Origin of the sequence: Advenella alkanexedens (assembly GCF_019132845.1) — a bacterium.
GTDB classification, from domain to species: Bacteria; Pseudomonadota; Gammaproteobacteria; order Burkholderiales; family Burkholderiaceae_B; genus Advenella; species Advenella alkanexedens.
On record NZ_JAHSPR010000012.1, the window covers coordinates 14471 to 38678 of the forward strand.

Consider the following 24208-nt stretch of genomic DNA (forward strand, 5'->3'; position numbering starts at 1 on the left):
CCTTTACAGAACGCCTTTGGTGGATGGGACAACGCCCGCATTGCGTGGATCTTCGGTAAGCGCCATGCGAAGTGCACGGCCAAAGGCCTTGAAGACGGTCTCAGCCTGGTGATGGGCATTAAAGCCACGCAGATTGTCGATATGCAAGGTAACCAGTGCATGATTGACAAAACCCTGGAAAAACTCACGGGTCAGGTCAACATCAAAACGACCAATATGTGAGCGGGTGAAAGGAATGTTGTACTCCAGACCGGGACGACCTGAGAAATCAATCACCACCCGCGACAGGGCCTCATCAAGTGGCACATAAGCATGGCCGTAACGCAAAATGCCTTTTTTGTCACCCACTGCCTTGGCAAAAGCCTGTCCCAGGGAAATACCCACATCTTCTACGGTATGGTGATCGTCAATGTGCAGGTCGCCATCGCAGGTAATATCGATATCAATCAAGCCATGACGCACGATCTGATCAAGCATGTGATCAAGAAACGGCACACCGGTATTCAGTGACTGCTTGCCGGTACCATCAAGGTTGATGGCAACCTTGATCTTGGTTTCATTGGTATTACGAACTATTTCTGCTGTACGCATATTCATCTCATCAAATATTTAATCTAAACGGTAGCGGGCGCTTTCGGCGTGTGCCTGCAAGCCTTCCCCGAAAGCCAGGGTGGCGGCGATTTTACCCAAGGTTTGTGCCCCCTCGCGTGATACCTGAATCAGGCTGGAACGCTTCTGGAAATCATAGACACCCAGGGGGGAGGAAAAGCGGGCGGTACGGGAAGTGGGCAACACGTGATTGGGGCCGGCGCAATAATCGCCCAGCGACTCCGAGCTGTAACGCCCCATGAAAATCGCACCGGCATGACGGATTTTCTCGGCCCATGCCGCGGCATTTTCAGTGGAAATCTCAAGGTGCTCAGGTGCGATCTCATTGGCAATTTCACACGCCTGATCAAGGTCACGCACTTTAATTAATGCACCCCGGTTGGCCAGACTGGTACGGATAATATCGGCCCTGGGCATGTTCGGCAATTGGTGCCCGATAGACGCGTACACCTGCTCCAGGTAAGCGGCATCAGGGCATAACAAAATGGCCTGCGCCAGCTCGTCATGCTCGGCCTGGGAGAACAGGTCCATGGCAATCCAGTCGGCAGGGGTGGTGCCATCGCAAATGATCAGGATTTCGCTGGGACCGGCAACCATATCAATGCCTACCGTTCCAAACACCCGGCGTTTGGCAGAAGCCACATAGGCGTTGCCTGGCCCCACGATTTTATCGACACCGGCAATTGACTGTGTGCCATAAGCCAGAGCTCCAACCGCCTGCGCGCCACCAATGGCGATCACCCGGTCAACCCCGGCAACTGCCGCCGCAGCCAGCACAATGGCGTTACGGCTGCCCCCCGGAGTAGGCGTTACCATGACAACTTCAGGCACACCCGCCACTTTGGCCGGCAAGGCATTCATTAATACCGAAGAAGGATAGGCCGCCTTGCCACCCGGCACATATAAACCGACACGATCCATGGGCGTTACTTTCTGGCCCAACAAAGTACCATCGGCCTCTGTGTAAGTCCAGGAGGCGGTTTTTTGTTTTTCATGATAGGCGCGAACCCTGTCCGCCGCACTTTCCAGCGCCTTGCGTTGTTCCGTTGGCAGGGCGTCCAGCGCTGCCTGGCAATCCGCAAGCGGAATTTCCAGTTCATGGATATGGCTTGCCTGTACCTGATCAAAGCGCTGCGTGTATTCAAGAACCGCCTCATCACCGCGCTGACGTACATCGTTCAGGATTTTCGCCACAGACTGCTCGATCTGCTCATCCTGCGAAGCATCAAAAGCAAGCAGGGTTTTCAACTGCTGGCCAAAATCTGCATCATTGGCATCTAACCGGTTTATTAAAGACATATCACTCTTTGCAAAAATAGTAAAAAACAGTCTGCCGCACAGACCCAACAAGAGCCTTTTGGTCAAAGGCCGTACCTACCGCTTTACACAGCCGCCTTTTGGAAGGCATCCAGTATGGGGGTCAGACGTGATGCCCGGGTTTTCAGTGCCGCCTGGTTTACGATAAGGCGTGAAGAAACGGGCATGACATCTTCAACCGGCACCAGGTTATTGGCACGTAACGTACCCCCTGTGGAAACCACATCGACAATGGCATCCGCCAATCCTACCAAGGGCGCCAATTCCATTGAACCATACAGTTTAATGATATCAACATACACCCCTTTCTTGGCGAAATGTTCACGTGCCACATTGACATATTTGGTTGCCACACGCAGGCGCGCACCCTTTTTCACGGCTTCCTCATAATCAAAGCCTTCGCGCACCGCCACTGCCAGACGGCATTTGGCAATATTCAGGTCGATGGGCTGATACAGCCCACCTGGCTGTTCCTTGGCATATTCATACAGCACATCGCGACCGGCAATACCGAAATCGGCCGCACCGTACTGCACGTACGTAGGGACATCGGAGGCCCTTACAATCAGCAAACGCAAGCGGGGATCACTGGTTGGCAGAATCAACTTGCGTGAAGACTCGGGACTTTCACTGACTGAAATCCCGGCAGCCTCAAGCAAAGGCATGGTTTCTTCAAAAATGCGCCCCTTGGAAAGCGCCATCGTCAACATTTCATTATCTTCGTTAGACATATTACCCACGCAGTCGTTCAATTTGTGCTCCCAGCCTTTTCAATTTTACTTCCATTTGCTCATAGCCACGATCAAGATGGTAAATCCGGTCGATGATGGTTTCACCACTGGCCGCCAAAGCGGCAATGACCAGACTGGCCGATGCACGCAAATCGGTTGCCATGACCTTGGCACCAAACAATTGCGTGACGCCATTAACCACGGCCGTATGGCCATCCAGCTCAATATCGGCCCCCATACGAATCAACTCAGGCACATGCATGAAGCGGTTTTCAAAAATATTTTCTACAATGACAGCCGTTCCGCTCGCGATGGTATCAAGCGCCATGATCTGGGCCTGCATATCGGTGGGAAAGCCGGGGTGTTCGAAGGTCTTGACCCCTACTGCCCGAGGCTTGCCACTCATTGAGGCACGAATCCAGTCGGGTCCGGTTTCCAGCTCAAGACCTGATTCCTCAAGTTTATCCAGGATGGCACCCATGGTTGAAGGGGCCGCATTACGCAACAGGATATCCCCCCCCGTGACACCCACCGCGCACAGGAAAGTACCGGCTTCGATACGGTCGGGAACCACCCGGTAATCGGCACCATGCAACTGCTCCACACCCTCAATGACGATTCTGTCAGTACCGTGCCCACTGATTTTGGCGCCCATGGCAATCAGCAGTTCAGCCAGATCAACGACTTCGGGTTCACGTGCCGCGTTTTCAAGAATGGTGGTGCCTTTGGCCAACGCCGCAGACATGAGGAACTGTTCGGTACCGCCAACGGTGACCATATCGGTATGAATGGAAGCACCCTGCAACCTTGGTGCCTTGGCCAGGACAAAGCCGTGCTCAACACGGATGTCGGCCCCAAGGGTGGCCAAGCCCTTGATGTGTTGATCGACCGGCCGTTGCCCGATGGCACAGCCACCCGGCAAGCTGACCTTGGCCTGGCCAAAACGCGCCAATAATGGCCCCAACACCAAAATGGACGCACGCATGGTTTTCACCAGCTCATAAGGCGCCTCATAACTGACAATCCGATTGGCCTGCAACTGAACCACACCGTCATCCAGCCACTGGATGTTCACGCCAAGCTGCCCCAATACCTTCAGCGTGGTATGGATATCATTCAGCGCCGGCACATTGCGCAGAACAACCGGCTCGGCCGTTAGCAAAGTTGCGCATAAAATAGGCAAGGCAGCGTTCTTGGCGCCTGATATGGTCACCTCTCCGGAAAGACGGTTACCACCGATAATGCGCAATTTATCCATTCACTTTATACTCTTCAGGGGTTAGCGTTTTCATTGACAAGGCATGAATTTCAGCCTTCATTTTATCGCCCAATGCCGCGTAAACCAGCTGATGCCGGGCAATCAGGCGTTTTCCTTCAAAGGCAGCACTCACGATGAGGGCCTCGAAATGGGAACCGTCGCCCACTACTTCTATATGTTCACAGGCCAGGTTGGAAGTGATGTATTCACGAATCTGTTCAGGAGTGGGTAACATTTTATGTCCTAAGTTTATAGCCACTTGCCAACAATTTTAATGCCAGCAACGAGGTCAGGATGAAAAAACAAAATACGACAGAAAAGCTGTGCCAGACCGAAACATCGGAAATACCGAAAAAACCATAGCGAAAGCCGTCTATCATGTAAAAGACAGGATTCCAGTGCGACACAGCCTGCCAGAATGACGGCAGGGAATGAATGGAATAAAACACGCCCGACAGGAAAGTGGCGGGCATGATCAGGAAATTCTGGAACAGGGCCAACTGGTCAAATTTCTCGGACCAAAGCCCCGCAACCAGGCCCAGACTGGAAAAAACACCACAGGCCATGACGGCAAAAAGCAACATCCATAAAGGCTGGACTGGCGTCAATGGCATGAACAGTAAAGCCACGACCCAAATGCCCACACCCACGCACAACCCCCGCACAATACCCGCAAGCATATAGGCACCGAAAATTTCCAGATAAGACAACGGAGGCAGCAGCACGAATACAAGGTTACCCGTAATACGGCTTTGGATAAGTGAGGAGGAAGGATTGGCAAAAGCGTTTTGCATCATACTCATCATCATGAGCCCCGGCATTAAAAATGCCACATAAGACAGAGTGCCATATACCTGCACACGCCCTTCCAGGACCTGGGCAAAAACCAGCAAATACAGCAAGGCAGTCATCACCGGTGCCGCCACGGTCTGAAGGGATACTTTCCAGAAACGCAATAGTTCCTTGCGCAGCAAGGTGGGAAAACCAGAGCCAAACTTAATATTTTGTTGTAAAGGATTCATTACGCTGCCTGTTCACTTCCGGTATGCATGATTTGCACAAAAGTTTCTTCAAGATCATCGCTGCCAAATTGGGCCATCAAGGCCTGGGTGGTATCAAGGGCGATCACTTTGCCTTTTCTGAGAAAGGCGATACGGCCACACAGCGTTTGTGCTTCTTCAAGGTAATGGGTCGTTAACAAGATGGTATGGCCTTCTTTATTCAATCTGGAAATGAAATCCCAGAGGCTGCGCCGCAAATCCACGTCAACCCCGGCCGTGGGCTCATCAAGAATGATGACAGGCGGACGGTGCACCAGGGCCTGAGCAACCAGCACCCGGCGTTTCATGCCACCTGACAAGGCTCGCATATTGGTATCGGCCTTGTCGGACAGACCAAGATTCAGGAGAATCTCGTCGATCCAGTCATCGTTATTTCGCAAACCGTAATAACCTGATTGATTACGCAAGGTTTCCCGGACGGTAAAAAACGGGTCATAGACCAGTTCCTGGGGAACCACTCCCAAAGAGCGACGCGCGTTTTTATAATCGGCAACCACATCGTAACCACAGATACTGGCCCTGCCATTGCTGGGACGTGACAAGCCGGCCAAAATGGAAATAAGCGATGTTTTACCGGCCCCATTGGGACCCAGCAAACCAAAAAACTCGCCCGGCTCAATATTGAGACTGATATCATTGAGTGCCTGAAACCCCTGGCGGGCAGGCGAACCAGAAAACAACCTTTGCCTTAAGGAAAGGGTAGGCGCATAAATTTTGGAAATATTTTCTATTTTGACAGCTGACATATTCATATAAAAAAAGGCCTGTTCCCGACACGAAACAGACCCCTGATTATAGCCTTTTACATGTTACTTTCGTTGATTTAACGCGTTTATCAGGCCATCAATACCATTTTGCGCAATCTGTGAAGCAAACTGGTTGCGATAATTCTGGATCAACCAAATCCCTTCAACACTGAAATCGTATACTTTCCAGCTATCACCCGATTTTTCCAGTCGATAGTCAACCGCCACCGGACCGGAATCCGAAATAATGGTTGAGCGAACCACGACATCATTGGCATTCGGATTGCCACGAAATGGCTGCATTTCAATTTTTGTACTTGCCGAGACTTGCTTGAAAGCACCGCTATAAGTACGAATCAAGGTGCTTTTAAACGCATTGGTCAGCGCCGTCTTCTGTTCGGGGGTTGCCTGACGCCAGGGTTGACCGGTAGCCAGTCGTGTCGTTTTCTGGAAATCAAGATAAGGCATCAATTTGTTATTGACAATCTCATTGATGGCAGTGATATTGCCACTGCGCGCAGCAGTGTTTTGTTTGACCGCCTCAAGGGTTTGGTTGGCAATTTGCTCTACAAATTGCGTTGGACTTTGAGCAGCCTGGGCCGTGCCAAGCAAGCCGGCCGATACGAAAGCCATGGCGGCAAAACGCCTGGCCAACAGAAACACGGATTGGAGCTTCATGATTTCTCCTGAATATTCACAAAAATAAAATAATTAATAACTAAAAAAAGTTCAATGCTATGAAAACACAAACCGACGACCAATACATTAAGTAAATGAAGGATTTGTCAGAAAGCGTTAACAGATGAGGGGAAACTGAAACCCACTGAAAAACCTATTTCTCAATAAATGGTTTCTCAGGGGTTGAAGCGTTAACGCACACAAGCAATTATTCGCCAGGATCCTCATACTGAGGTACAGATGCATCATGACCCGCCTGCTCGGGATCATCATAAACGGGAACGGGCATATCGTCCGCGGCGACATCCTGCACTTCGGGGCGCAGCTTGCTTTCAAGCAGCGCCTTACGGTTTTGCTGGTAGGCATCACGTACAAACGTGTATTTATCCAGGGCGACATCCTCGGCCAAGGCATCGGCATCAAGCAGGTTGGTACGCGTATCAATGACTTTGAGAGCCATAATGGCATTACGCACGGATACATCATCAATCGCAGCAGGCGATGCATAGACTGCAGTTCCCCCGGCAACATCACCCACAAGACCTATACTGTCGCGCACGGTACTCGGACCAAAGAAAGGCAATACAACATAAGGACCATTGCCAACACCCCAGACACCTAACGTAGTGCCAAAGTCATTGGGGATTTTATGCGCGCCATTCATGGTGGCCACATCAATACAACCGCCAATACCCATGGTGGAGTTGAACAAAACACGTCCAAAGGTATTGATTGAATCGAGTGCCCTGCCCTGCAACATGCTATTGATGGCCGACCAGACATCACCCAGGTTTCCAAAAATATTCCGTACACAGGTACGAACCGGGCTGGGCGTAACCGCCTTGTAACCGGTTGCCACCGGTTTGAGCAAGACCTTATCAACCGTCTCATTGAACTCAAACATGCTGCGGTTATAGCTTTCCAAAGGGTCTTCAGGAGTGGGGTGCGGCACCGAGGCACACCCGCTTACCAGTAGCCCGACACTGGCCAGACCTAATGTTTTTCTGACAGTTTTTTTGTTAATCATGATTTTCTCTTCTGAGCGTCTTGGCATTTAAAAATTTAACACAAACATTCCGGCAATGAACGGCTGCCTGATATTACTGTCCATTCGCTGAGGAACCTTCCCTCTCAGCACTTGAGAACAAAAATTTACTGATTAATTCTTCAAGTACAACCGCACCTTGTGTGAACATGATTTCACTGCCATTGACCAGGTCGCTTTCATCCGCTCCCGGTGTCAGACCGATATATTGCTCTCCCAGCAATCCCGCAGTCATGATAGAGGCAGAGGAGTCCAGGGGGAACTTATAACGCTCTTCAAGGCTTAACTCTACCACAGCCTTAAATTCGCGGTTGTCGAATTGAATGTTTTTTACGCGGCCCACCACCACCCCATTGCTTTTAACAGCTGCCCGGGTTTTAAGGGCACCCACGTTATCAAATTTGGCACTAACAGTATAAGTAGGCTCAAAACTGAAAGAACTTAAATTGCCCGCCCTTAATGCCATGAACATCAGCGCAACGGCACCCAGTAACACAAACAAACCCACCAGAAAATCGGTTTTCTTACTCATTGTCATCCATCCTGGTACCGGGCTTGGCAAGCAAACCCGCCTTGCCCGGTACATATTTCACTCATTGATTAAAACATTACTGCGGTTAACAGGAAATCAAGCCCCAAAACCGCCAGGGAACTTCTGACCACCGTTCGGGTTGTCGCCCTGGAAACCCCTTCAGGCGTCGGCCTGGCATACCACCCTTCAAACAGGGCAATCAGCATCACGGCAAAACCAAACACAATACTTTTAATCAGGCCGTTACCGACATCGGAAAAAACATCCACCCCATTTTGCATTTGCGACCAGAACGAGCCGGCATCGACATTGATCATGAGGACACCCACCACCCAGCCACCAATAATACCCACGGCAGAAAAAATGGCCCCCAGTATCGGCATGGCAATGACACCCCCCCACAATCGCGGAGCAAGAATCCGGCGCAAGGGACTGATGCCCATGACATCAATGGCCGCCAGCTGTTCCCCGGCCTTCATCAGACCAATTTCAGCTGTAATGGAAGTACCTGCCCGACCGGCAAACAACAAGGCAGTGACCACCGGGCCCAGCTCACGAACCAGGCTAAGAGCCACCAACAAGCCCAGGGCTTCTTCGGACCCATACATGGACAGGGTGTTATACCCCTGCAAGCCCAGGACAAAGCCCACAAACAGTCCTGAAACGGCGATAATCAGCAAGGAGTGATTACCAATAAAATGCACCTGATCAATCACCAGTCGCGGACGACGCAGCACAATACCTGATTTACGGAAGAGTTCCCAGGTAAATTTACTGAATACCCCCAGGCCACTGATGACATTAATGATAAATGCCCCCAGGGCACTGATACTTTTGAAAATCATAAGCCCTCTTTGCGTTTTGACAACCAGCTGGAAAACGCTGGCGTATCCGGATACTCAAAAACCACCGGGCCTTCAGGCGAACCATGCAGAAACTGTTTCACATAGCCATCCTCAGAGGCACGCAAATCCTCTGGTGTACCAGACGCCAGCAATTTACCATGCCCCACCATATATACCTGATCAACGATTTGAAAAGACTCGTCGATATCATGGGTAATAAGCACCGAAGCGCAGCCAAGACGGTCACTGAGATTACGGATCAACTGGGCCGTCATGCCCAGCGAGATCGGATCCAGTCCGGCAAAAGGCTCGTCATAGAGGACCAATTCAGGCTCAAGCACGATAGCACGAGCCAGGGCGACACGCCGCGCCATCCCCCCGGAGATTTCCGAAACGGCCAAATGCGCTGCCGCTCTCAGGCCCACCGCATCCAGTTTGTCCAGTACTTTTTCAAGAATGACCGCTTCGCTGTCTTTAGTCAGTTCACGCAAAGGAAAGGCCACATTATCGAATACATTCAAATCGGTAAACAAGGCCCCCTGCTGGAACAGAACCCCCATACGTTGACGGATATTACGCAGGACATTCGGACCGACCTGCGCCAGATTCTGGCCAAAGGCGGTCACTACCCCTTTTTGGGCAATGAGCTGACCAATCGCAGCCCGTAACAAGGTTGTCTTGCCTGAGCCGGAGCCACCTATCAGCGCGACAACCTGCCCCTTTTTCACCTGCAAATCAAGGTGATCAAGTATCATCCGCTCTCCGTAGCCCAGTGACACATCGGAAAATCGAAGAATGACATCTGAATTGGAAAGATGATCGTTCAACGGAATAACCCTTAAAAATTTAAAAAAGAACCATTGTAGCTGATCAAAGTTTACGCCACATCAACTTACACCAAAAAAAACCCCGAAACATTATTTCTGTTCCGGGGTCTGTATGGTATGTTCAAAAAATTTGCCAATAACAATCATTGACTATCGTGGCAAAACAGTCTCTCCCATTAGATACTGGTCTACCGCACGGGCACATTGTCGCCCTTCGCGAATCGCCCACACCACCAGGGACTGGCCACGACGCATATCGCCCGCTGCAAAAACCTTGTCAACATTGGTACGATAGTCTTCGGTATTGGCACGGATATTGCCACGCGCGTCCCTATCCAAGCCAAAGGCATCCAGCACGGCAGGCACTGGCGCCACAAAGCCCATGGCCAGCAACACCAGATCGGCCTTCAGTTCAAATCCGGAGCCTTCGATTTCAGCCATTTTCATCTGGCCGGTCGCTTCATCACGCAACCACTCCACCCGAGCACCCACCAGTTTTTCAACCTTGCCTTTTTCACCCTGAAACGCTTTGGTCACAATCGCCCAATCCCGCTGACAACCCTCTTCATGGGAAGAGGAAGTACGCAGTTTGGCTGGCCAATACGGCCAGGTCAGTTCCCGATTTTCCTCATCCGGCAATTTGGACATCAATTCAATCTGGGTCACCGATGCCGCCCCCTGGCGGTTACTGGTGCCCACACAGTCCGAGCCGGTGTCACCACCACCAATCACCACGACATGCTTGCCCTTGGCCACAATTTGGCCGCTTAAGCGATCACCGGCATTGACCTTGTTTTGCTGGCGCAGAAAATCCATGGCGAAATGCACCCCATTCAGTTCCCTGCCGGGTACCGGCAAGTCACGGGGCACTTCAGCGCCGCCGGCCATGATGATCGCATCAAACGCTTTTTGCAGCTCGGCGGGACTAATGATTGTCAGCCCATCTTCCACGGTATCGCCCGGTACTCCGATGTAGGTAGAGGCGCGAAATTCCACCCCCTCGGCCTCCATCTGGGTCATGCGCCGGTCAATCAGGCCTTTATCCAGTTTGAAATCGGGAATGCCATAACGCAGCAAACCGCCAATCCGGTTACTCTTTTCAAAAACCGTCACGCTGTGACCGGCCCGGCTCAATTGCTGGGCAGCAGCCAAACCCGCCGGCCCTGAGCCCACCACCGCCACGCGTTTACCGGTTTTTTTGGCCGGAGGCTGGGGCACAACCCAACCCTTTTCCCATCCCTTGTCAATAATGGCATGCTCGATAGACTTGATACCTACTGCATCATTATTGATATTCAGGGTACAGGCCGCCTCACAGGGAGCCGGGCAAATACGTCCGGTAAATTCCGGAAAATTATTGGTGGAGTGCAGCGTGCCCAAGGCCTGTTTCCATTCCTGCCGGTAAACCAGATCATTCCAGTCAGGAATAATATTATTAACCGGACAGCCATTGGTACAGAAAGGGATACCGCAATCCATGCAGCGTGCCCCCTGTTGCTGCGCCTGCTTGTCATCCAGTGCCAGCACGAACTCCCGGTAATGCTTGATACGCGTACTGGCAGGCTCATACGACTCGCTGATTCTTTCAAATTCCAGAAAACCTGTTGTTTTTCCCATGATTTTTCCTAATTACCCTTAAGCCACTTTCTGGCAGGCTTGTTCTGATTGCCACATTTCCGACAGTGCCCGACGATATTCAACCGGCATCACCTTGACGAACTGGGCACGTGATACCTCCCAATTGCTGAGCAGATCACGGGCACGGAAACTGCCTGTCAGACGAAAATGCTCTTCAACCAGATAACGTAAAATGGCTTCATCGGTTTGCCGGTTGTCACCACGCTTGGCGGTATGCCAGCACTCGATCCGGGCTTCTTTTTCCTGCTCTGCATGAGACACAACCGCTTCCAGCTCTACCATGCTCAGGTTACAACGCCGCTTGAACTTGCCCTCAGGGTCCCATACATAGGCCACACCCCCAGACATACCCGCGGCAAAATTGCGTCCGGTCTCTCCGAGCACCACCACAGTACCACCTGTCATATATTCACAGCCATGATCGCCGGTACCCTCAACCACTGCCGCTGCCCCCGAGTTGCGTACGGCAAAACGCTCACCGGCAACGCCATTGAAATAGGCCTCACCACCCAACGCACCATACAGCACGGTATTGCCCACGATAATATGCTCGGGACCATAACCTCTGAAGTCATTCGGTGAACGGATGGAAATCCGCCCGCCGGACAAGCCCTTGCCCACATAATCATTGGCTTCCCCGACCAGATCAAAACTGATGCCATGCGCCAGAAAGGCGCCAAAACTTTGACCGGCAACGCCGTTAAACTGAATGTGAATAGTGTCATCCGGCAAGCCTTCATGACCATATTTTCTGGCCACCACACCTGACAGCATGGCACCCACCGTACGGTTGCGGTTACGTACCGGAATAATGAAAGAAACTTTCTCACCCCGTTCAATCGCACTCTTGCTGCGCTCTATCAATTGCTTGTCCAGGGCGCCCTCAAGACCATGATCCTGTGCTTCGGTATGATATTTGCCCGTTTCGGTGTCAGGCTGGTAAAACACACGGGAGAAATCCAGTCCTTTGGCTTTCCAGTGTGTCACGCCAGCTCGCATGTCCAGCAAATCTGCACGTCCGACCAAATCGTCAAACTTGCGGATACCCAGCTGCGCCATGATTTCCCTGACCTCCTCGGCCACGAAGAAGAAATAATTCACCACGTGCTCGGGTTTGCCCTTGAATTTCTGGCGCAATACGGGATCCTGGGTGGCCACGCCAACCGGACAGGTATTCAAATGACATTTGCGCATCATGATGCAGCCTTCCACCACCAAAGGTGCAGTGGCAAAACCGAACTCATCGGCGCCCAACAGGGCTCCAATCACCACATCGCGGCCGGTTTTCATCTGGCCATCAGCCTGCACCCGCACACGGCTGCGCAATTTATTCAGCACCAGGGTTTGCTGGGTTTCAGACAGACCCAGCTCCCACGGCGTACCGGCATGCTTGATCGAGGAAATGGGCGAGGCACCGGTGCCGCCATCATGGCCGGCAATCACAATATGGTCAGACTTGGCTTTGGCCACACCGGCCGCAATCGTGCCAACCCCCACCTCGGAAACCAGCTTGGTGGAAATGGAAGCGCTTGGGTTCACATTTTTCAGATCATGGATCAGCTGAGCCAGATCCTCGATGGAATAAATATCATGGTGTGGTGGTGGCGAAATAAGCCCCACACCCGGTACGGAGTAACGCAATTTGGCGATGTATTCAGATACCTTATGTCCTGGCAACTGCCCGCCCTCACCAGGCTTGGCACCCTGGGCCATTTTGATCTGAATCTGATCGGCACTGCTTAAATACTCGGCACTGACACCAAAGCGACCGGATGCCACCTGTTTGATTTTTGAACGCAGCGAATCCCCTTTAAGCAATGGAACTTCAGCAACGATGCGGTCAGCACCAAGCACCGAAGCCAGGGTATCACCTGTTTTGATATTGCTTTTACCGCTTTGCATTTCCGCACGGTAACGCAACTCATCCTCGCCACCCTCGCCGGTATTGGACTTGCCGCCAATCCGGTTCATGGCCACCGCCAGTACGGCATGCGCCTCGGTAGAGATAGAGCCCAATGACATGGCACCGGTGGCAAAACGTTTGACGATCTCCTTGGCTGGCTCGACCTCTTCCAGCGCAATGGCCCTGGCAGGATCCACTTTGAACTCAAACAATCCACGAAACGTCATGTGACGGCGTGACTGGTCGTTGATCAGCTGGGCATATTCCTTGTAAGTGCGGTAATTATTGGCACGAGTGGCATGCTGCAACTTGGCGATCGAATCGGGCGTCCACATATGCTCTTCACCACGAATACGGAACGCGTAATCCCCTCCGGCATCCAGCTCATTGGCCAATACCGGATCATTGCCAAACGCCTGCCGATGCAGTCTAAAGGCCTCTTCGGCCACTTCAAAAATACCCAAACCTTCTATATTGCAGGGTGTACCGGTAAAGTACTTGCGCACAAGATCGCTTTTCAGGCCCACCGCCTCAAAAATCTGTGCCCCGGTATAAGACATATAGGTTGAAATACCCATTTTGGACATGACCTTGTTCAGGCCTTTACCAACCGCCTTGATATAATTTTTAACGGCTTTTTCACCGCCTGTTGCGGCCAGGGTCTCCATGGCCAGATAAGGGTAAACCGCCTCGGCTCCATACCCGCCCAACAGGGCAAAATGATGTACCTCACGCGCTGAGCCGGTTTCCACCACCAGACCGGTATTGGTCCGAAGGCCGGAACGGATAAGGTGCTGGTGAATGGCTGAGGTGGCCAGCAGGGCCGGAATGGCCACATGTTCACTATCCACCTTGCGATCTGAAATAATCAGGATATTGAAGCCGCTTCTGACCGCATCCACGGCACTGGCACATAAAGCGGCAATACAGGCTTCAATCCCTTCCGTACCCCAGCTGGCAGGGTAAGTGATATCCAGCTCGTGACAGCGGAATTTATTATCGGTATAACGCTCGATTTCACGCAGACGTGACATGCCCACGCTGTCCAGCACGGGTTGGGAAACCTCTATCCGCTGGGGTGGATTAACGTTGTTGATATCCAGCAGATTGGGCTTGGGTCCAATAAAGGAAACCAGCGACATCACCATTTGCTCGCGGATTGGATCAATCGGCGGATTGGTGACCTGCGCAAACAGCTGACGGAAATAATTATAGAAAGACTTCGAGCGGTTGGACAGCACGGCCAAAGGCGCGTCGTTACCCATTGAGCCAATCGCCTCTTCGCCATTTTTACCCATGGGTTCAAGAATGAACTTGATATCCTCCTGGGTCCAGCCAAACGCCTGCTGGCGATCCAGCAAAGAAGCGTGGCTCATGTAGTCGGCAGCATGTACCGTGTCTGTGGCGGGCAAATCGTCCAGGCGTACGCGCAAACGCTCGATCCACTGTCTGTAGGGACGGTTATTGGCCAATTGAGACTTGATTTCCTCATCATCAATAATGCGGCCCTGCTCCAGGTCAATCAGCAACATTTTTCCGGGTTGCAAACGCCATTTTTTCACAATCCGATGCTCTGGGATGGTCAGGGTACCGGCTTCTGAAGCCAGAATGATCATATTGTCATCGGTAATCAGGTAACGGGCCGGACGAAGGCCATTGCGGTCCAGGGTGGCACCGATCTGGCGACCATCGGTAAATGCCACGGCAGCAGGACCGTCCCAGGGTTCCATTTTGGCGGCATTATACTCATAGAAAGCACGACGGTTGACATCCATGTCGGTATGCTGTTCCCAGGCTTCGGGAATCATCATCATCATGGCATGGGCCAGCGAGTAACCCGATGTCACCAGCAATTCCAGGCAATTGTCAAAGGTGGCCGTATCAGACTGTCCTTCGTAAACAATCGGATAGAGTTTTTGCAGGTCGCTGCCCAGCACCGCGGATTCCATCATACCTTCACGGGCACGCAGCCAGTTGAAGTTACCCTTGACCGTATTGATCTCTCCGTTATGCGCAATCATGCGATAAGGATGGGCCAATGGCCAGGCTGGAAAGGTATTGGTGGAAAACCGCTGGTGCACCATGGCCAGGGCGGAAACAGTCCGCGTATCGGCCAGGTCACGGTAATAGGTCCCCACCTGATCGGCCAGTAACAAACCTTTATAAACTACCGTGCGAACCGATGCGGATGGCACAAAATATTCGGTACTATGAGCCAGATTCATGGCCTGAATGGCATGACTCGCGGTTTTACGAATCACATACAACTTTCTTTCCAGGGCATCGGGCACCATCACATCCGGGCCACGACCAATGAACAGCTGACGGATAACCGGCTCGCAAGCGCGTACCGCCGGTGACATGGGCATATCACTGTCTACCGGCACATCGCGCCAGCCCAGCAGAACCTGCCCTTCATCGCGGACCGCCCGTTCCAGTTCTTTTTCACAAGCCAGCCGGGAAGCGGTTTCTTTTGGCAGGAAAACCATGGCCACCCCATACTCGCCCTCAGGTGGCAGCGTGACGCCCTGGCGTGCCATTTCATCCCGATACAGGGCATCCGGAATCTGGATCAGGATACCGGCGCCATCACCCATTAACTTATCGGCACCCACCGCACCACGGTGGTCCAGATTTTCAAGAATTTTCAGGCCCTGCTGTACAATGGCATGGCTTTTTTGTCCCTTAATATTAGCCACAAACCCGACACCACAGGCATCATGTTCATTGTCCCGGTCGTACAGGCCCTGGGATCGGGGCTGCCGGTGTGGTGGTATACCAATGGCCGAGGCATCAATAAACGCCTCTGTCACAATATCTTTATTAATCAGGGTAGACATACATGCTCCGCAATGGGTTCGAGCTAAACAAGGTTCTTTTCAGCTTTCAAGAATAAAGACAAAATTCTTACTGCGCAACAAAAATAAAAGGGGTCGAACCCTATTTTTTTATCATTATTATTTTTGCTTAAAAAATAAGGGACAGACCAATTAAATATTTGTTTTTATTGGAAATACCCTTATTTTGAGCCAGTATTAAAATTTCCATTTTTCACATAACAATAAAAGCCCGACACCAATTGCGTTTACAATTCTGTTTTATTTTCCTACTTGAATACAACACCCAGCCATGACCGCCACTTCCTTTTCTTCCTTACCCCTTTCTGCCGAACAACAACATAATCTGTCGGAATTGGGTTACGCCACCATGACACCCATACAGGCGGAAAGCCTGCCCCTGATCCTGGCCGGTCGGGATGTTCTGGCCCAGGCACAAACCGGCAGCGGCAAAACCCTGGCTTTCGGCCTGGGCATCATGCAAAAAATCAACCCGGTCTTTTTTGGCATCCAGGGTCTGGTCCTGTGTCCCACCCGGGAACTGGCCGACCAGGTTTCCCGGGAACTGCGGAAACTGGCACGCGCCTTGGGCAATATCAAAATCCTGACCCTGTGTGGTGGTGCAGCCTTGCGCCCCCAAATAGAATCGCTTTCGCATGGCGCACATATTGTGGTGGGTACCCCCGGGCGCATCCTGGACTTGCAGGAACGTGGGCAACTGGAGCTGGGCACGGTTAAAACACTGGTGTTTGATGAAGCCGACCGCATGATTGACATGGGTTTTTATGATGATATTTGCGCCATTACCCGCGCCTGCCCGCTAAAACGCCAAACCCTGATGTTTTCAGCCACTTATCCGGCTCCTATCCTGCAAGACTGCGAAGGTTTCATGATCAACCCTGAAAAGGTCCAGGTCGAATCCCTGCCCAGCCAGAGCCAGATTGAGCAGGTTTTTTATGAAATCAACCCCGAACAGCGTTTTGCGGCAACCGCTACCCTGCTTAATCATTTCCGCCCGGTATCCACCCTGGCATTTTGCAATACCAAGGCGCAATGCGAGGCACTGGCAGAAGACCTGCAGCAGCGTGGCATCCGGGCACTTGTCTTGCATGGCGATCTGGAACAGCGCGACCGTGAAGATGTACTGGTTCAGTTTATCAACCAGAGCTGTTCGGTACTGGTGGCCACCGATGTGGCCGCCCGCGGCCTGGACATCCAGACCCTCGATGCCGTGATCAACGTGGATATCTCTCCCAACGCGGAAACCCACATCCACCGCATTGGGCGCACAGGCAGGAGTGAAGCCAAAGGGTTGGCATTAACCTTGTGCAGCCCGCAAGAAAGGTTCAGGGCGGAACGCATTGAAAAAACGCTTGAAGCACCATTGGACTGGCAGGATTTACCCCAGGTCAAAGACAATGCCCGTTCTTTACAGCCGCCCATGAAAACCATTTGCCTGCGGGCCGGCAAAAAAGACAAGATCCGCCCTGGCGACTTGCTGGGCGCCCTAACCAAAGACATTGGCCTGCAGGCCAGCCAGGTGGGCAAAATCAATATTTATGATTTTGTTTCTTTTGTTGCCATTGAACGCAAGGTAGCCAATGACACGATTACCAAACTTCGTGAACGCACCATCAAGGGCAAGCAGTTGCAAATGCGGTTCATGGAATAAGTGTCTCGTGCAAAGCACAGCCAGACTGCAGCGATTAAATCGCCACGGTCTGGCGAACCGCACGGTTCCAGTTTTCCATTAAGCGGGCCGCTTCATCCCGCCCGATATTCGGCTCAAAACGGCGCTCTTCACGCCATAATGAAGAAAGTTCATCGGTACCCGACCACAGCCCAATCTGCAAGCCGGCCAAATAAGCCGCACCCAGGGCAGTGGTTTCAATAATTTGGGGACGGACCACTGGAATCCCCAGCAAATCGGCCTGAAACTGCATCAAGGCATCATTCACGCAAGCACCGCCGTCCACCCGCAACTCCTGCAAGGGCACACCATTGCCTGCCCTGGCATCAAGACTCATGGCTTCCAGCAAGGCAGCACTTTGATAGGCAATACTTTCAACCGCTGCCCTGGCAATGTGTGCTGCTGTCGTACCCCTGGTCAGGCCGGTAATGCTTCCGCGCGCATCGGCATCCCAATACGGCGCACCCAGACCAGTAAAAGCGGGCACAAAAAACACCCCGCCGCTATCAGGCACCGATTCGGCCAACGACTGCACCTGGGCACTTTGGTTAATAATGCCCAGGCCATCACGCAACCATTGCACCACCGCCCCACCCACAAATACGCTACCTTCAAGGGCATATTCCTGGATCTCACCATGCCGGGCCGTCCGGGTGGTCAACAGGCCATTGCCAGACACCCTGAAATGCTCACCCGCGTGCAACAGGGCAAAACAGCCGGTACCATACGTATTCTTGGCCATTCCGGCCCTGAAACAAGCCTGGCCAAATAAGGCACTTTGCTGGTCACCCGCCACCCCACCAATCGGTATGACATATCCGGCAATCGCTTCATCCATCTGACCATAAGAGGCACTGGATGGCAACACCTCGGGCAGCATATTGGCCGGAATACCGAATAAATCCAGCAAAGCCGGATCCCAGCGATTTTCCCGGATATTGAACAGCAGGGTACGCGACGCATTGCTGACATCGGTGGCATGCACCCGACCTTTGCTTAACTGCCATAACAGCCAGCTGTCCACCGTACCAAAGGCCAATTCTCCCTGTTCGGCCAGCTGACGGGCATTGGGGACGTTTTCAAGAATCCAGCTCAATTTGGTGGCCGAGAAATAAGCATCCAGTTTCAGGCCCGTGCGTTCCTGGATAAACGGCTCAAGCCCCTTTTCCCTTAAGGTACGGCACAGGGCTTCACCACGCCGGTCTTGCCAGACAATGGCCCGACATAATGCCTGCCCGGTTTTACGATGCCAGACCAGGGTGGTTTCCCGTTGATTGGTAATACCCGCTGCCGCTATCCGCCCCGGACTGACTCCTGACTGACGAATAACCGCCTGCAGGGTTGCCAACTGTGATTGCCAGATTTCCTGCGGCTCATGCTCCACCCAGCCCGATTGCGGATAATACTGGGGAAATTCCTGCTGCGCCATGGCGACAATATTGCCATGCCGGTCAAACAGAATACTGCGCGAACTTGAAGTTCCCTGGTCAAGGGCCAGTAAATAGTCCATATCCATCCTTTTCATTTTTCATTCTTTATGTCTGGACAGTATATCGTTTCCAACATTAAGCTTGAACAGGACAATAAAGAAGAATGACAAACGAGCAGAAGCGTTCAATGAACAGGCCTTTATGTCTCTTCGGATTCGGGCTGGATTTTTCTTGGACGACCACGCTTACCAGGGCTGACACGTCGACTGGCACTGCCTGAGAGCGACGCCAGGAATGACTCGCTACCCAGCGCCCATTGTCCCGCCAGGGCAGCGGCAATCCTGGCACTTTCATTCATGGACAAACCGTGGTGGAACATTTCCCGATATCGGGCCTGACGGTCAAATGGGGTATTGCCAGTCTGCCAATAATCCTCATGATCGGTCAACCAGGCCACCGAGCCCAGACTGGCACCGGTATGAATACCCGCCGAGGACCAAGGCCACAACTCGGGCGCATCCATGCCTTTCTCGCGACTGGTAAAGGACTCCATCCAAACCATGGCTGGCAGCACCCACTGCCCGGGCTCAAGCAGGGCAGAACGGTATCGGCCCTGAAAAACAGGCCCGGATCGCAACGAGGCCGCCAGGTTTCTGCCTAACGACTGCATGACACGGGAAATACCCTGTTCGTTTTCAGGTGTTGCAAGCAAGAGGATGCTGTCATCAACCAGCGTCCAGCCATGCAAGGCCACTTTATGCACATTCACCAGATCGGCCAGCCAGGCCTGAACCTGATTCATGAGTTTTCCCGCATCGGGGGCTGTATTGAAAGAATGAACAAGCCTTGCATGAACCAATTGTGCTATGCGTGGGGCATACAGGCGGGGAAGTCGGGCCATGGTAGCTCAATCAAAGAATAGACAAGACAAATTGTAGCGAAAAACCGGCGCTACTACAGGTACAATCTTTGTGTTTAAGTGAACTTGTTTTTCTTCCACCCATTTTCTGAGGTCAACGACATGAATCTTGAAATTATCAGCGAACATGCCTGTTTTGACGGGGTACAGCGCTTTTACCAACACCAGTCCAGTGAAATCGGACTGCCTATGCGCTTTTCCGTATTTATCCCCCGCCAGGCCGAAAATGGCGCCTTGCCTGCCCTGTTTTACCTGGCCGGCCTGACCTGCACCGAAGAAACCTTCATGATCAAAGGTGGTGCCCAGCGTTACGCGGCTGAACACGGCATCATGCTGATTGCCCCGGACACCAGCCCAAGAGGAGCCGGTATAGAGGGAGAGGACGAACACTGGGATTTTGGCACCGGGGCCGGCTTTTATCTGGACGCGACCGAGCCCGGCTGGAGTAAAAATTACCGGATGTACAGCTACATTACCAAAGAACTTTATGCAATTGCCGAATCATTGGGTGCCGCCAAAGACCGGATTGGTATTTTCGGACACTCGATGGGCGGCCACGGTGCCCTGGTGCTGGCCCTGAAAAACCCCCAACTGTTCAAATCCGTCTCCGCTTTTGCCCCGGTAGCCGCACCAGTCAAATGTCCTTGGGGACAAAAAGCCTTCTCCCGCTATTTGGGCAATGACAAGACCCAGTGGGAAGCGTATGACGCCTCCTGCCTGATGCAGACCCTGCACAATCCTTTTCCTAAGGGGATCCTGATAGATCAGGGCCTGAAAGACAGTTTCCTGCAAGAGCAGTTGCACCCTGACGCCTTCGAAGCAGCATGTGAACAGGCCAAGCAGTCGTTGGTCCTGCGTCGTCACGCGCAATACGATCACGGTTATTATTTCATTTCTACGTTCATGGAAGACCATATCCGTTTTCATGCCGAGCGTCTTTAAGACAGATTTTCAGCCGAAAAACCGTCGTCTTAAATGCATTGAATGCATTGAATCAGGAACTTTTTCCTGATTCCGGCATCTCATTAGCACTCTTTTCAATTGAGTGCTAATATATACAACGAAAATATTATTTCAACGGAGTCAAACAAAATCTATGTCAAATCAAACGCTTGCACTGTCAAACCCCAATGTTGCCATGGCCATCTCCAACCCCGGAGCATTGGGCACCATCGACGCATACATTAGTGCAGTGAACCGTTTACCTGTTCTGTCCGCGGAACAGGAAAAGAGTTTGGCTGAACAACTGCAAAAAGAAGGCAATCTTGATGCAGCCCGTGACCTGATCATGTCGCACCTTCGTCTGGTGGTGTCTATTTCCCGTCAATATCTGGGCTACGGCCTGCCTCATGCCGACCTTATCCAGGAAGGCAATATCGGCCTGATGAAAGCGGTCAAACGTTTTGATGTTTCCCGTGGTGTACGTCTGGTTTCCTTTGCCGTTCATTGGATCAAGGCGGAAATCCATGAGTACATCATCCGTAACTGGCGCATGGTAAAAATTGCCACCACCAAAGCCCAACGCAAGCTGTTTTTCAACTTGCGCAGCATGCGTCCCGATGGCCAAACTCTTGATCCGGAACACATTGAAGGCATTGCCGCCAAACTGAATGTCCGCCCAGAGGATGTGAGCGAAATGGAGGTCCGTCTTTCAGGCCGCGATATGTCGTTTGAATCACAAACCGATGATGATGACGAATTCGCCCCCATTTCTTACCTGTCAGACGAGGGCGACCACGAGCCCACCACAGTGATCGAAAAACATGCCTACGACACGCTGCAAAGCTCGGGTATTACCCAGGCACTTTCACTGCTTGATCCCCGTGCCCGGCGTATTATTGAAGCCCGCTGGCTGCAAGATGAGGGCGGTGCCACCTTGCATGAACTGGCTGAGGAATTTGGAGTATCGGCCGAGCGAATCCGGCAAATCGAGGCGGCAGCCCTGAAAAAAATGCGCAAGGCATTAAGCGATTAATTGCCTGCCCGCTATTGCTGTACTGCCTGATGCCATGCTTGCCTTAAAGCATGGCATTAAATTTTCATACGCCTGGCTTATATTCAATACATACATATTGATACAATTTAGCCGGGATTAAATTGAACCATTACAGGTGCTACAGGCCTAATCACCATAGGCCCCGAGAATATCTGTGCAATGCAGGCTTTGGGGCTTGGCATCCGTTTCTGCTTCTCCTCTTTCCCCTCCCCCTTTGAAACGGATGATTCAGGCACTTCATCATATGAAGTGCTTTTTTTTATGAGTGTGAACTCAACCCTGGTTACCCTCAAGATTGTCCTGGTTGGCCTCAAGATTCACCAGCACTTCAACCCTGCGGTTAGGCGCCAGACAAGCGATAAGTTCCTGACGGTTGCCAACATCTTCACATTGCACCAATGGTTGCGACTCACCAAGCCCTTGCACGGTAATGAGGGAAGATGGCACGCCATTGGACACCAGATATCCGGCAACGCTGTTTGCACGCTTTTCCGACAAGACTTGGTTATAGGCCTCTGGACCCAGTCGATCGGTATGACCGATAATTAACACCGATTTGACGCCTGGTTGATTGCGAATTTCCTGGCTTAATGCTTCCAGACGCAATTTACCGCGTTGCTGTAAATCATTGATGCCAGAACCATTAAATGCAAACAGACCGTCAGCCTCAAGCGTAACTTTTCGTGCCTGCTCAACGACTTTTTCAGGGGGTTCATTCGAACAGACATCATCGGGACCTACCGGTTTCCAATAAAAACTGCGTGCCAGCATGTCCTTGTCGAACAAAATCTTGTATTGGCAGGAAGACACATTATTTGTGCCTTTTCCAGGCGTATTCAGGTAAAACAGGAAATCCCATTCACGTGGCGCAAAACCTTCCGAGAAATGAGGACGCCCCAGCAAATAATAAAGCTGGTCTTTAGTTACGCCTGAACGCACCAGACTAAGGTTTTCAGGGTTGGGGGCGATTCCCCTTCCATTATCATAAGTAATGCTACGAATATCTGGAAAAACCGGGTTATCGGTTGTGCCGTCGGGCATGACATTGCTAAGTGACCCACAGGCACTCAGGGAAAGGCCTGCCAATGCTGTCACGATTACTCTGTGGAAATTCATCTTACTCCAACCAATTCTACCTAAAACAAATTCAGACCATGAATTCGTACATTTATAAAAATCTCTTGCCATGAACGGCCCGACAACTACAGAATGCTATTTAAACAAACACCAGCAAGCCAGCCAAGACAGAAAACCAATCATTCAAATAAATGCCTGCATTTTAATCATTAATCGTAAATTTTTGTTTCAAACAAACAACATAAATCCTAATAAATAACAATTAAATAGCAAATAAAAACATTAAGATCCGTTATAAAAATATTTTATTGCCCATCAACGTCTATTCAGGGGTGTTCTCCCACTGACTCCGGATACCTTCCGGGTCCTGCCTGCACCCTCGACAAAAAAACATCCGGCCTTAAACCGGATGTTGGGATTCACGATCATGAACAATTCAAAACAGGCTTTTTATATCCTTTTCCATATCTTCAACAGGTGTGCCCGGCTTGAAAAGAATACGGGACTCACCTTTTTTATCCAGCACATATAAGCTGGAGCTGTGCTCCATGGAGTATGTGCCATTGGTATGGGCCACTTTCTTGTAAAAGGCCTTGAAGGATTTGGCCAACCGGGCAATTTGCTCGGGCGTGCCGGTAATCGCATTGAAACGTTCATCAAAAGCGGACACATAAGCCTTGAGCATTTCCGGTGTATCACGTTCGGGGTCTATACTCACCATCACCACCTGCACCTGCGCCGCTTCTTCAGGGGTGAATTTTGTCATGAGCTGCGACAGCTCCGCCATGGCGGTAGGACAGACATCGGGGCATTGGGTAAACCCAAAGAAAACCACCACCACCTTATCCTTGTAATCCTCGAAAGAAACCGGTTTGCCATCCTGATTAATACCACCGACGTTTTTACCAAAACCGGTACCGGTAATATCCGAACCAATAAATGAAATTGACCGGGTGGTTGCCGCTTCGAACACCTCCTGCTTGCAGGCGGATAAGCCAAATGCCATGGAAAACGCCAATCCCAGACTGACTGCCAGCTTCCTGGCCTTATATGATTTTTTCATTACTTA

The 24208-nt window shown here is 51.6% G+C and carries 21 protein-coding genes; 3 read left to right on the plus strand and 18 right to left on the minus strand.

All coding sequences use genetic code 11. The features are described 5' to 3' along the window. Nucleotides 1-3: 3 nt before the first annotated feature. From hisB to KU392_RS13050, 14 genes are all read right to left on the minus strand, one after another. A complete protein-coding gene (gene hisB / locus KU392_RS12985) occupies nt 4-591 on the minus strand; it encodes an imidazoleglycerol-phosphate dehydratase HisB (protein ID WP_169293163.1) in 588 nt (195 codons plus the stop codon). An 18-nt stretch (nt 592-609) separates the two neighbouring features. Then, a complete protein-coding gene (gene hisD, locus KU392_RS12990) occupies nt 610-1908 on the minus strand; it encodes a histidinol dehydrogenase (protein WP_169293162.1) in 1299 nt (432 codons plus the stop codon). Between the two features lie 83 nt (nt 1909-1991). Then, nucleotides 1992-2657, minus strand: a complete 666-nt coding sequence (gene hisG, locus KU392_RS12995) for an ATP phosphoribosyltransferase (protein ID WP_217735509.1) — start codon at nt 2655-2657, stop codon at nt 1992-1994. Between the two features lies 1 nt (nt 2658). Continuing rightward, nucleotides 2659-3915, minus strand: coding sequence for a UDP-N-acetylglucosamine 1-carboxyvinyltransferase (murA, locus tag KU392_RS13000; RefSeq protein ID WP_169293160.1), 1257 nt, complete (start codon nt 3913-3915; stop codon nt 2659-2661). Continuing rightward, the gene (locus KU392_RS13005; RefSeq protein ID WP_169293159.1) at nt 3908-4150 is read right to left on the minus strand and encodes a BolA family protein; all 243 of its coding nucleotides are present in this window, start codon (nt 4148-4150) and stop codon (nt 3908-3910) included. Before KU392_RS13005 ends, murA begins: the two co-directional genes overlap by 8 nt. A gap of 1 nt (nt 4151) precedes the next feature. Next, the gene (locus tag KU392_RS13010) at nt 4152-4937 is read right to left on the minus strand and encodes an ABC transporter permease (protein ID WP_169293158.1); all 786 of its coding nucleotides are present in this window, start codon (nt 4935-4937) and stop codon (nt 4152-4154) included. Then, nucleotides 4937-5722: an ABC transporter ATP-binding protein gene (locus KU392_RS13015; RefSeq protein ID WP_217735534.1), complete on the minus strand. Its 786-nt coding sequence runs from the start codon at nt 5720-5722 to the stop codon at nt 4937-4939. Before KU392_RS13015 ends, KU392_RS13010 begins: the two co-directional genes overlap by 1 nt. 63 nt (nt 5723-5785) lie before the next feature. Further along, nucleotides 5786-6400, minus strand: coding sequence for an MlaC/ttg2D family ABC transporter substrate-binding protein (locus tag KU392_RS13020; RefSeq protein WP_169293157.1), 615 nt, complete (start codon nt 6398-6400; stop codon nt 5786-5788). Between the two features lie 208 nt (nt 6401-6608). Further along, nucleotides 6609-7427, minus strand: a complete 819-nt coding sequence (locus KU392_RS13025; RefSeq protein ID WP_169293156.1) for an MlaA family lipoprotein — start codon at nt 7425-7427, stop codon at nt 6609-6611. A 73-nt stretch (nt 7428-7500) separates the two neighbouring features. Next, nucleotides 7501-7977 (minus strand): outer membrane lipid asymmetry maintenance protein MlaD, encoded by a 477-nt coding sequence (gene mlaD / locus KU392_RS13030; protein WP_169293155.1) that lies wholly within the window; start codon nt 7975-7977, stop codon nt 7501-7503. Between the two features lie 68 nt (nt 7978-8045). Further along, entirely contained in the window at nt 8046-8822 is a 777-nt protein-coding gene (gene mlaE / locus KU392_RS13035) for a lipid asymmetry maintenance ABC transporter permease subunit MlaE (RefSeq protein ID WP_217735510.1), read from the minus strand. Beyond that, the gene (locus KU392_RS13040; RefSeq protein WP_169293196.1) at nt 8819-9655 is read right to left on the minus strand and encodes an ABC transporter ATP-binding protein; all 837 of its coding nucleotides are present in this window, start codon (nt 9653-9655) and stop codon (nt 8819-8821) included. Before KU392_RS13040 ends, mlaE begins: the two co-directional genes overlap by 4 nt. 144 nt (nt 9656-9799) lie before the next feature. Further along, complete coding sequence (locus KU392_RS13045) at nt 9800-11266, minus strand: glutamate synthase subunit beta (RefSeq protein WP_217735511.1); 1467 nt, start codon at nt 11264-11266, stop codon at nt 9800-9802. 18 nt (nt 11267-11284) lie between these two features. Continuing rightward, nucleotides 11285-16030 carry a glutamate synthase-related protein gene (locus KU392_RS13050; protein WP_169293152.1) on the minus strand — a complete coding sequence of 1582 codons (4746 nt, stop codon included), beginning with the start codon at nt 16028-16030 and terminating at the stop codon, nt 11285-11287. A 289-nt stretch (nt 16031-16319) separates the two neighbouring features. Here KU392_RS13050 and dbpA point away from each other — a divergent pair, with 289 nt between their 5' ends. Next, nucleotides 16320-17699: an ATP-dependent RNA helicase DbpA gene (gene dbpA, locus KU392_RS13055; protein ID WP_169293151.1), complete on the plus strand. Its 1380-nt coding sequence runs from the start codon at nt 16320-16322 to the stop codon at nt 17697-17699. A 34-nt stretch (nt 17700-17733) separates the two neighbouring features. On the opposite strand, the gene glpK is transcribed toward dbpA, so the two are convergent. Both glpK and KU392_RS13065 read right to left on the minus strand, forming a co-directional pair. Next, the gene (gene glpK, locus KU392_RS13060) at nt 17734-19227 is read right to left on the minus strand and encodes a glycerol kinase GlpK (protein ID WP_217735535.1); all 1494 of its coding nucleotides are present in this window, start codon (nt 19225-19227) and stop codon (nt 17734-17736) included. Between the two features lie 119 nt (nt 19228-19346). Then, the gene (locus tag KU392_RS13065; RefSeq protein ID WP_217735512.1) at nt 19347-20048 is read right to left on the minus strand and encodes a hypothetical protein; all 702 of its coding nucleotides are present in this window, start codon (nt 20046-20048) and stop codon (nt 19347-19349) included. Nucleotides 20049-20168: 120 nt separating this feature from the next. Between KU392_RS13065 and fghA the strand changes: the two genes are divergently transcribed. Both fghA and rpoH read left to right on the plus strand, forming a co-directional pair. Next, a complete protein-coding gene (gene fghA, locus KU392_RS13070; RefSeq protein ID WP_217735513.1) occupies nt 20169-21008 on the plus strand; it encodes an S-formylglutathione hydrolase in 840 nt (279 codons plus the stop codon). 154 nt (nt 21009-21162) lie between these two features. Beyond that, complete coding sequence (gene rpoH, locus KU392_RS13075; protein WP_217735514.1) at nt 21163-22041, plus strand: RNA polymerase sigma factor RpoH; 879 nt, start codon at nt 21163-21165, stop codon at nt 22039-22041. Nucleotides 22042-22335: 294 nt separating this feature from the next. Here the strand turns inward: rpoH and KU392_RS13080 are convergent, their stop codons facing one another. Further along, nucleotides 22336-23157: an OmpA family protein gene (locus tag KU392_RS13080; protein ID WP_343212456.1), complete on the minus strand. Its 822-nt coding sequence runs from the start codon at nt 23155-23157 to the stop codon at nt 22336-22338. A 418-nt stretch (nt 23158-23575) separates the two neighbouring features. After that, a complete protein-coding gene (locus KU392_RS13085; RefSeq protein WP_246587478.1) occupies nt 23576-24202 on the minus strand; it encodes an SCO family protein in 627 nt (208 codons plus the stop codon). Between the last annotated feature and the right edge of the window lie 6 nt (nt 24203-24208).

Excerpts from the sequence above, each read along its gene's own strand:
- KU392_RS13085 (WP_246587478.1), bottom strand. The coding sequence starts at position 24,202 with ATGAAAAAATCATATAAGGCCAGGAAGCTGGCAGTCAGTCTGGGATTG.
- KU392_RS13050 (WP_169293152.1), bottom strand. The coding sequence starts at position 16,030 with ATGTCTACCCTGATTAATAAAGATATTGTGACAGAGGCGTTTATTGAT.
- KU392_RS13065 (WP_217735512.1), bottom strand. The coding sequence starts at position 20,048 with ATGGCCCGACTTCCCCGCCTGTATGCCCCACGCATAGCACAATTGGTT.
- mlaD (WP_169293155.1), bottom strand. The coding sequence starts at position 7,977 with ATGAGTAAGAAAACCGATTTTCTGGTGGGTTTGTTTGTGTTACTGGGT.
- hisD (WP_169293162.1), bottom strand. The coding sequence starts at position 1,908 with ATGTCTTTAATAAACCGGTTAGATGCCAATGATGCAGATTTTGGCCAG.
- murA (WP_169293160.1), bottom strand. The coding sequence starts at position 3,915 with ATGGATAAATTGCGCATTATCGGTGGTAACCGTCTTTCCGGAGAGGTG.
- KU392_RS13005 (WP_169293159.1), bottom strand. The coding sequence starts at position 4,150 with ATGTTACCCACTCCTGAACAGATTCGTGAATACATCACTTCCAACCTG.
- KU392_RS13010 (WP_169293158.1), bottom strand. The coding sequence starts at position 4,937 with ATGAATCCTTTACAACAAAATATTAAGTTTGGCTCTGGTTTTCCCACC.
- KU392_RS13020 (WP_169293157.1), bottom strand. The coding sequence starts at position 6,400 with ATGAAGCTCCAATCCGTGTTTCTGTTGGCCAGGCGTTTTGCCGCCATG.
- rpoH (WP_217735514.1), top strand. The coding sequence starts at position 21,163 with ATGTCAAATCAAACGCTTGCACTGTCAAACCCCAATGTTGCCATGGCC.
- KU392_RS13015 (WP_217735534.1), bottom strand. The coding sequence starts at position 5,722 with ATGTCAGCTGTCAAAATAGAAAATATTTCCAAAATTTATGCGCCTACC.
- KU392_RS13045 (WP_217735511.1), bottom strand. The coding sequence starts at position 11,266 with ATGGGAAAAACAACAGGTTTTCTGGAATTTGAAAGAATCAGCGAGTCG.
- hisB (WP_169293163.1), bottom strand. The coding sequence starts at position 591 with ATGCGTACAGCAGAAATAGTTCGTAATACCAATGAAACCAAGATCAAG.
- dbpA (WP_169293151.1), top strand. The coding sequence starts at position 16,320 with ATGACCGCCACTTCCTTTTCTTCCTTACCCCTTTCTGCCGAACAACAA.
- mlaE (WP_217735510.1), bottom strand. The coding sequence starts at position 8,822 with ATGATTTTCAAAAGTATCAGTGCCCTGGGGGCATTTATCATTAATGTC.
- fghA (WP_217735513.1), top strand. The coding sequence starts at position 20,169 with ATGAATCTTGAAATTATCAGCGAACATGCCTGTTTTGACGGGGTACAG.
- KU392_RS13025 (WP_169293156.1), bottom strand. The coding sequence starts at position 7,427 with ATGATTAACAAAAAAACTGTCAGAAAAACATTAGGTCTGGCCAGTGTC.
- glpK (WP_217735535.1), bottom strand. The coding sequence starts at position 19,227 with ATGGACTATTTACTGGCCCTTGACCAGGGAACTTCAAGTTCGCGCAGT.
- hisG (WP_217735509.1), bottom strand. The coding sequence starts at position 2,657 with ATGTCTAACGAAGATAATGAAATGTTGACGATGGCGCTTTCCAAGGGG.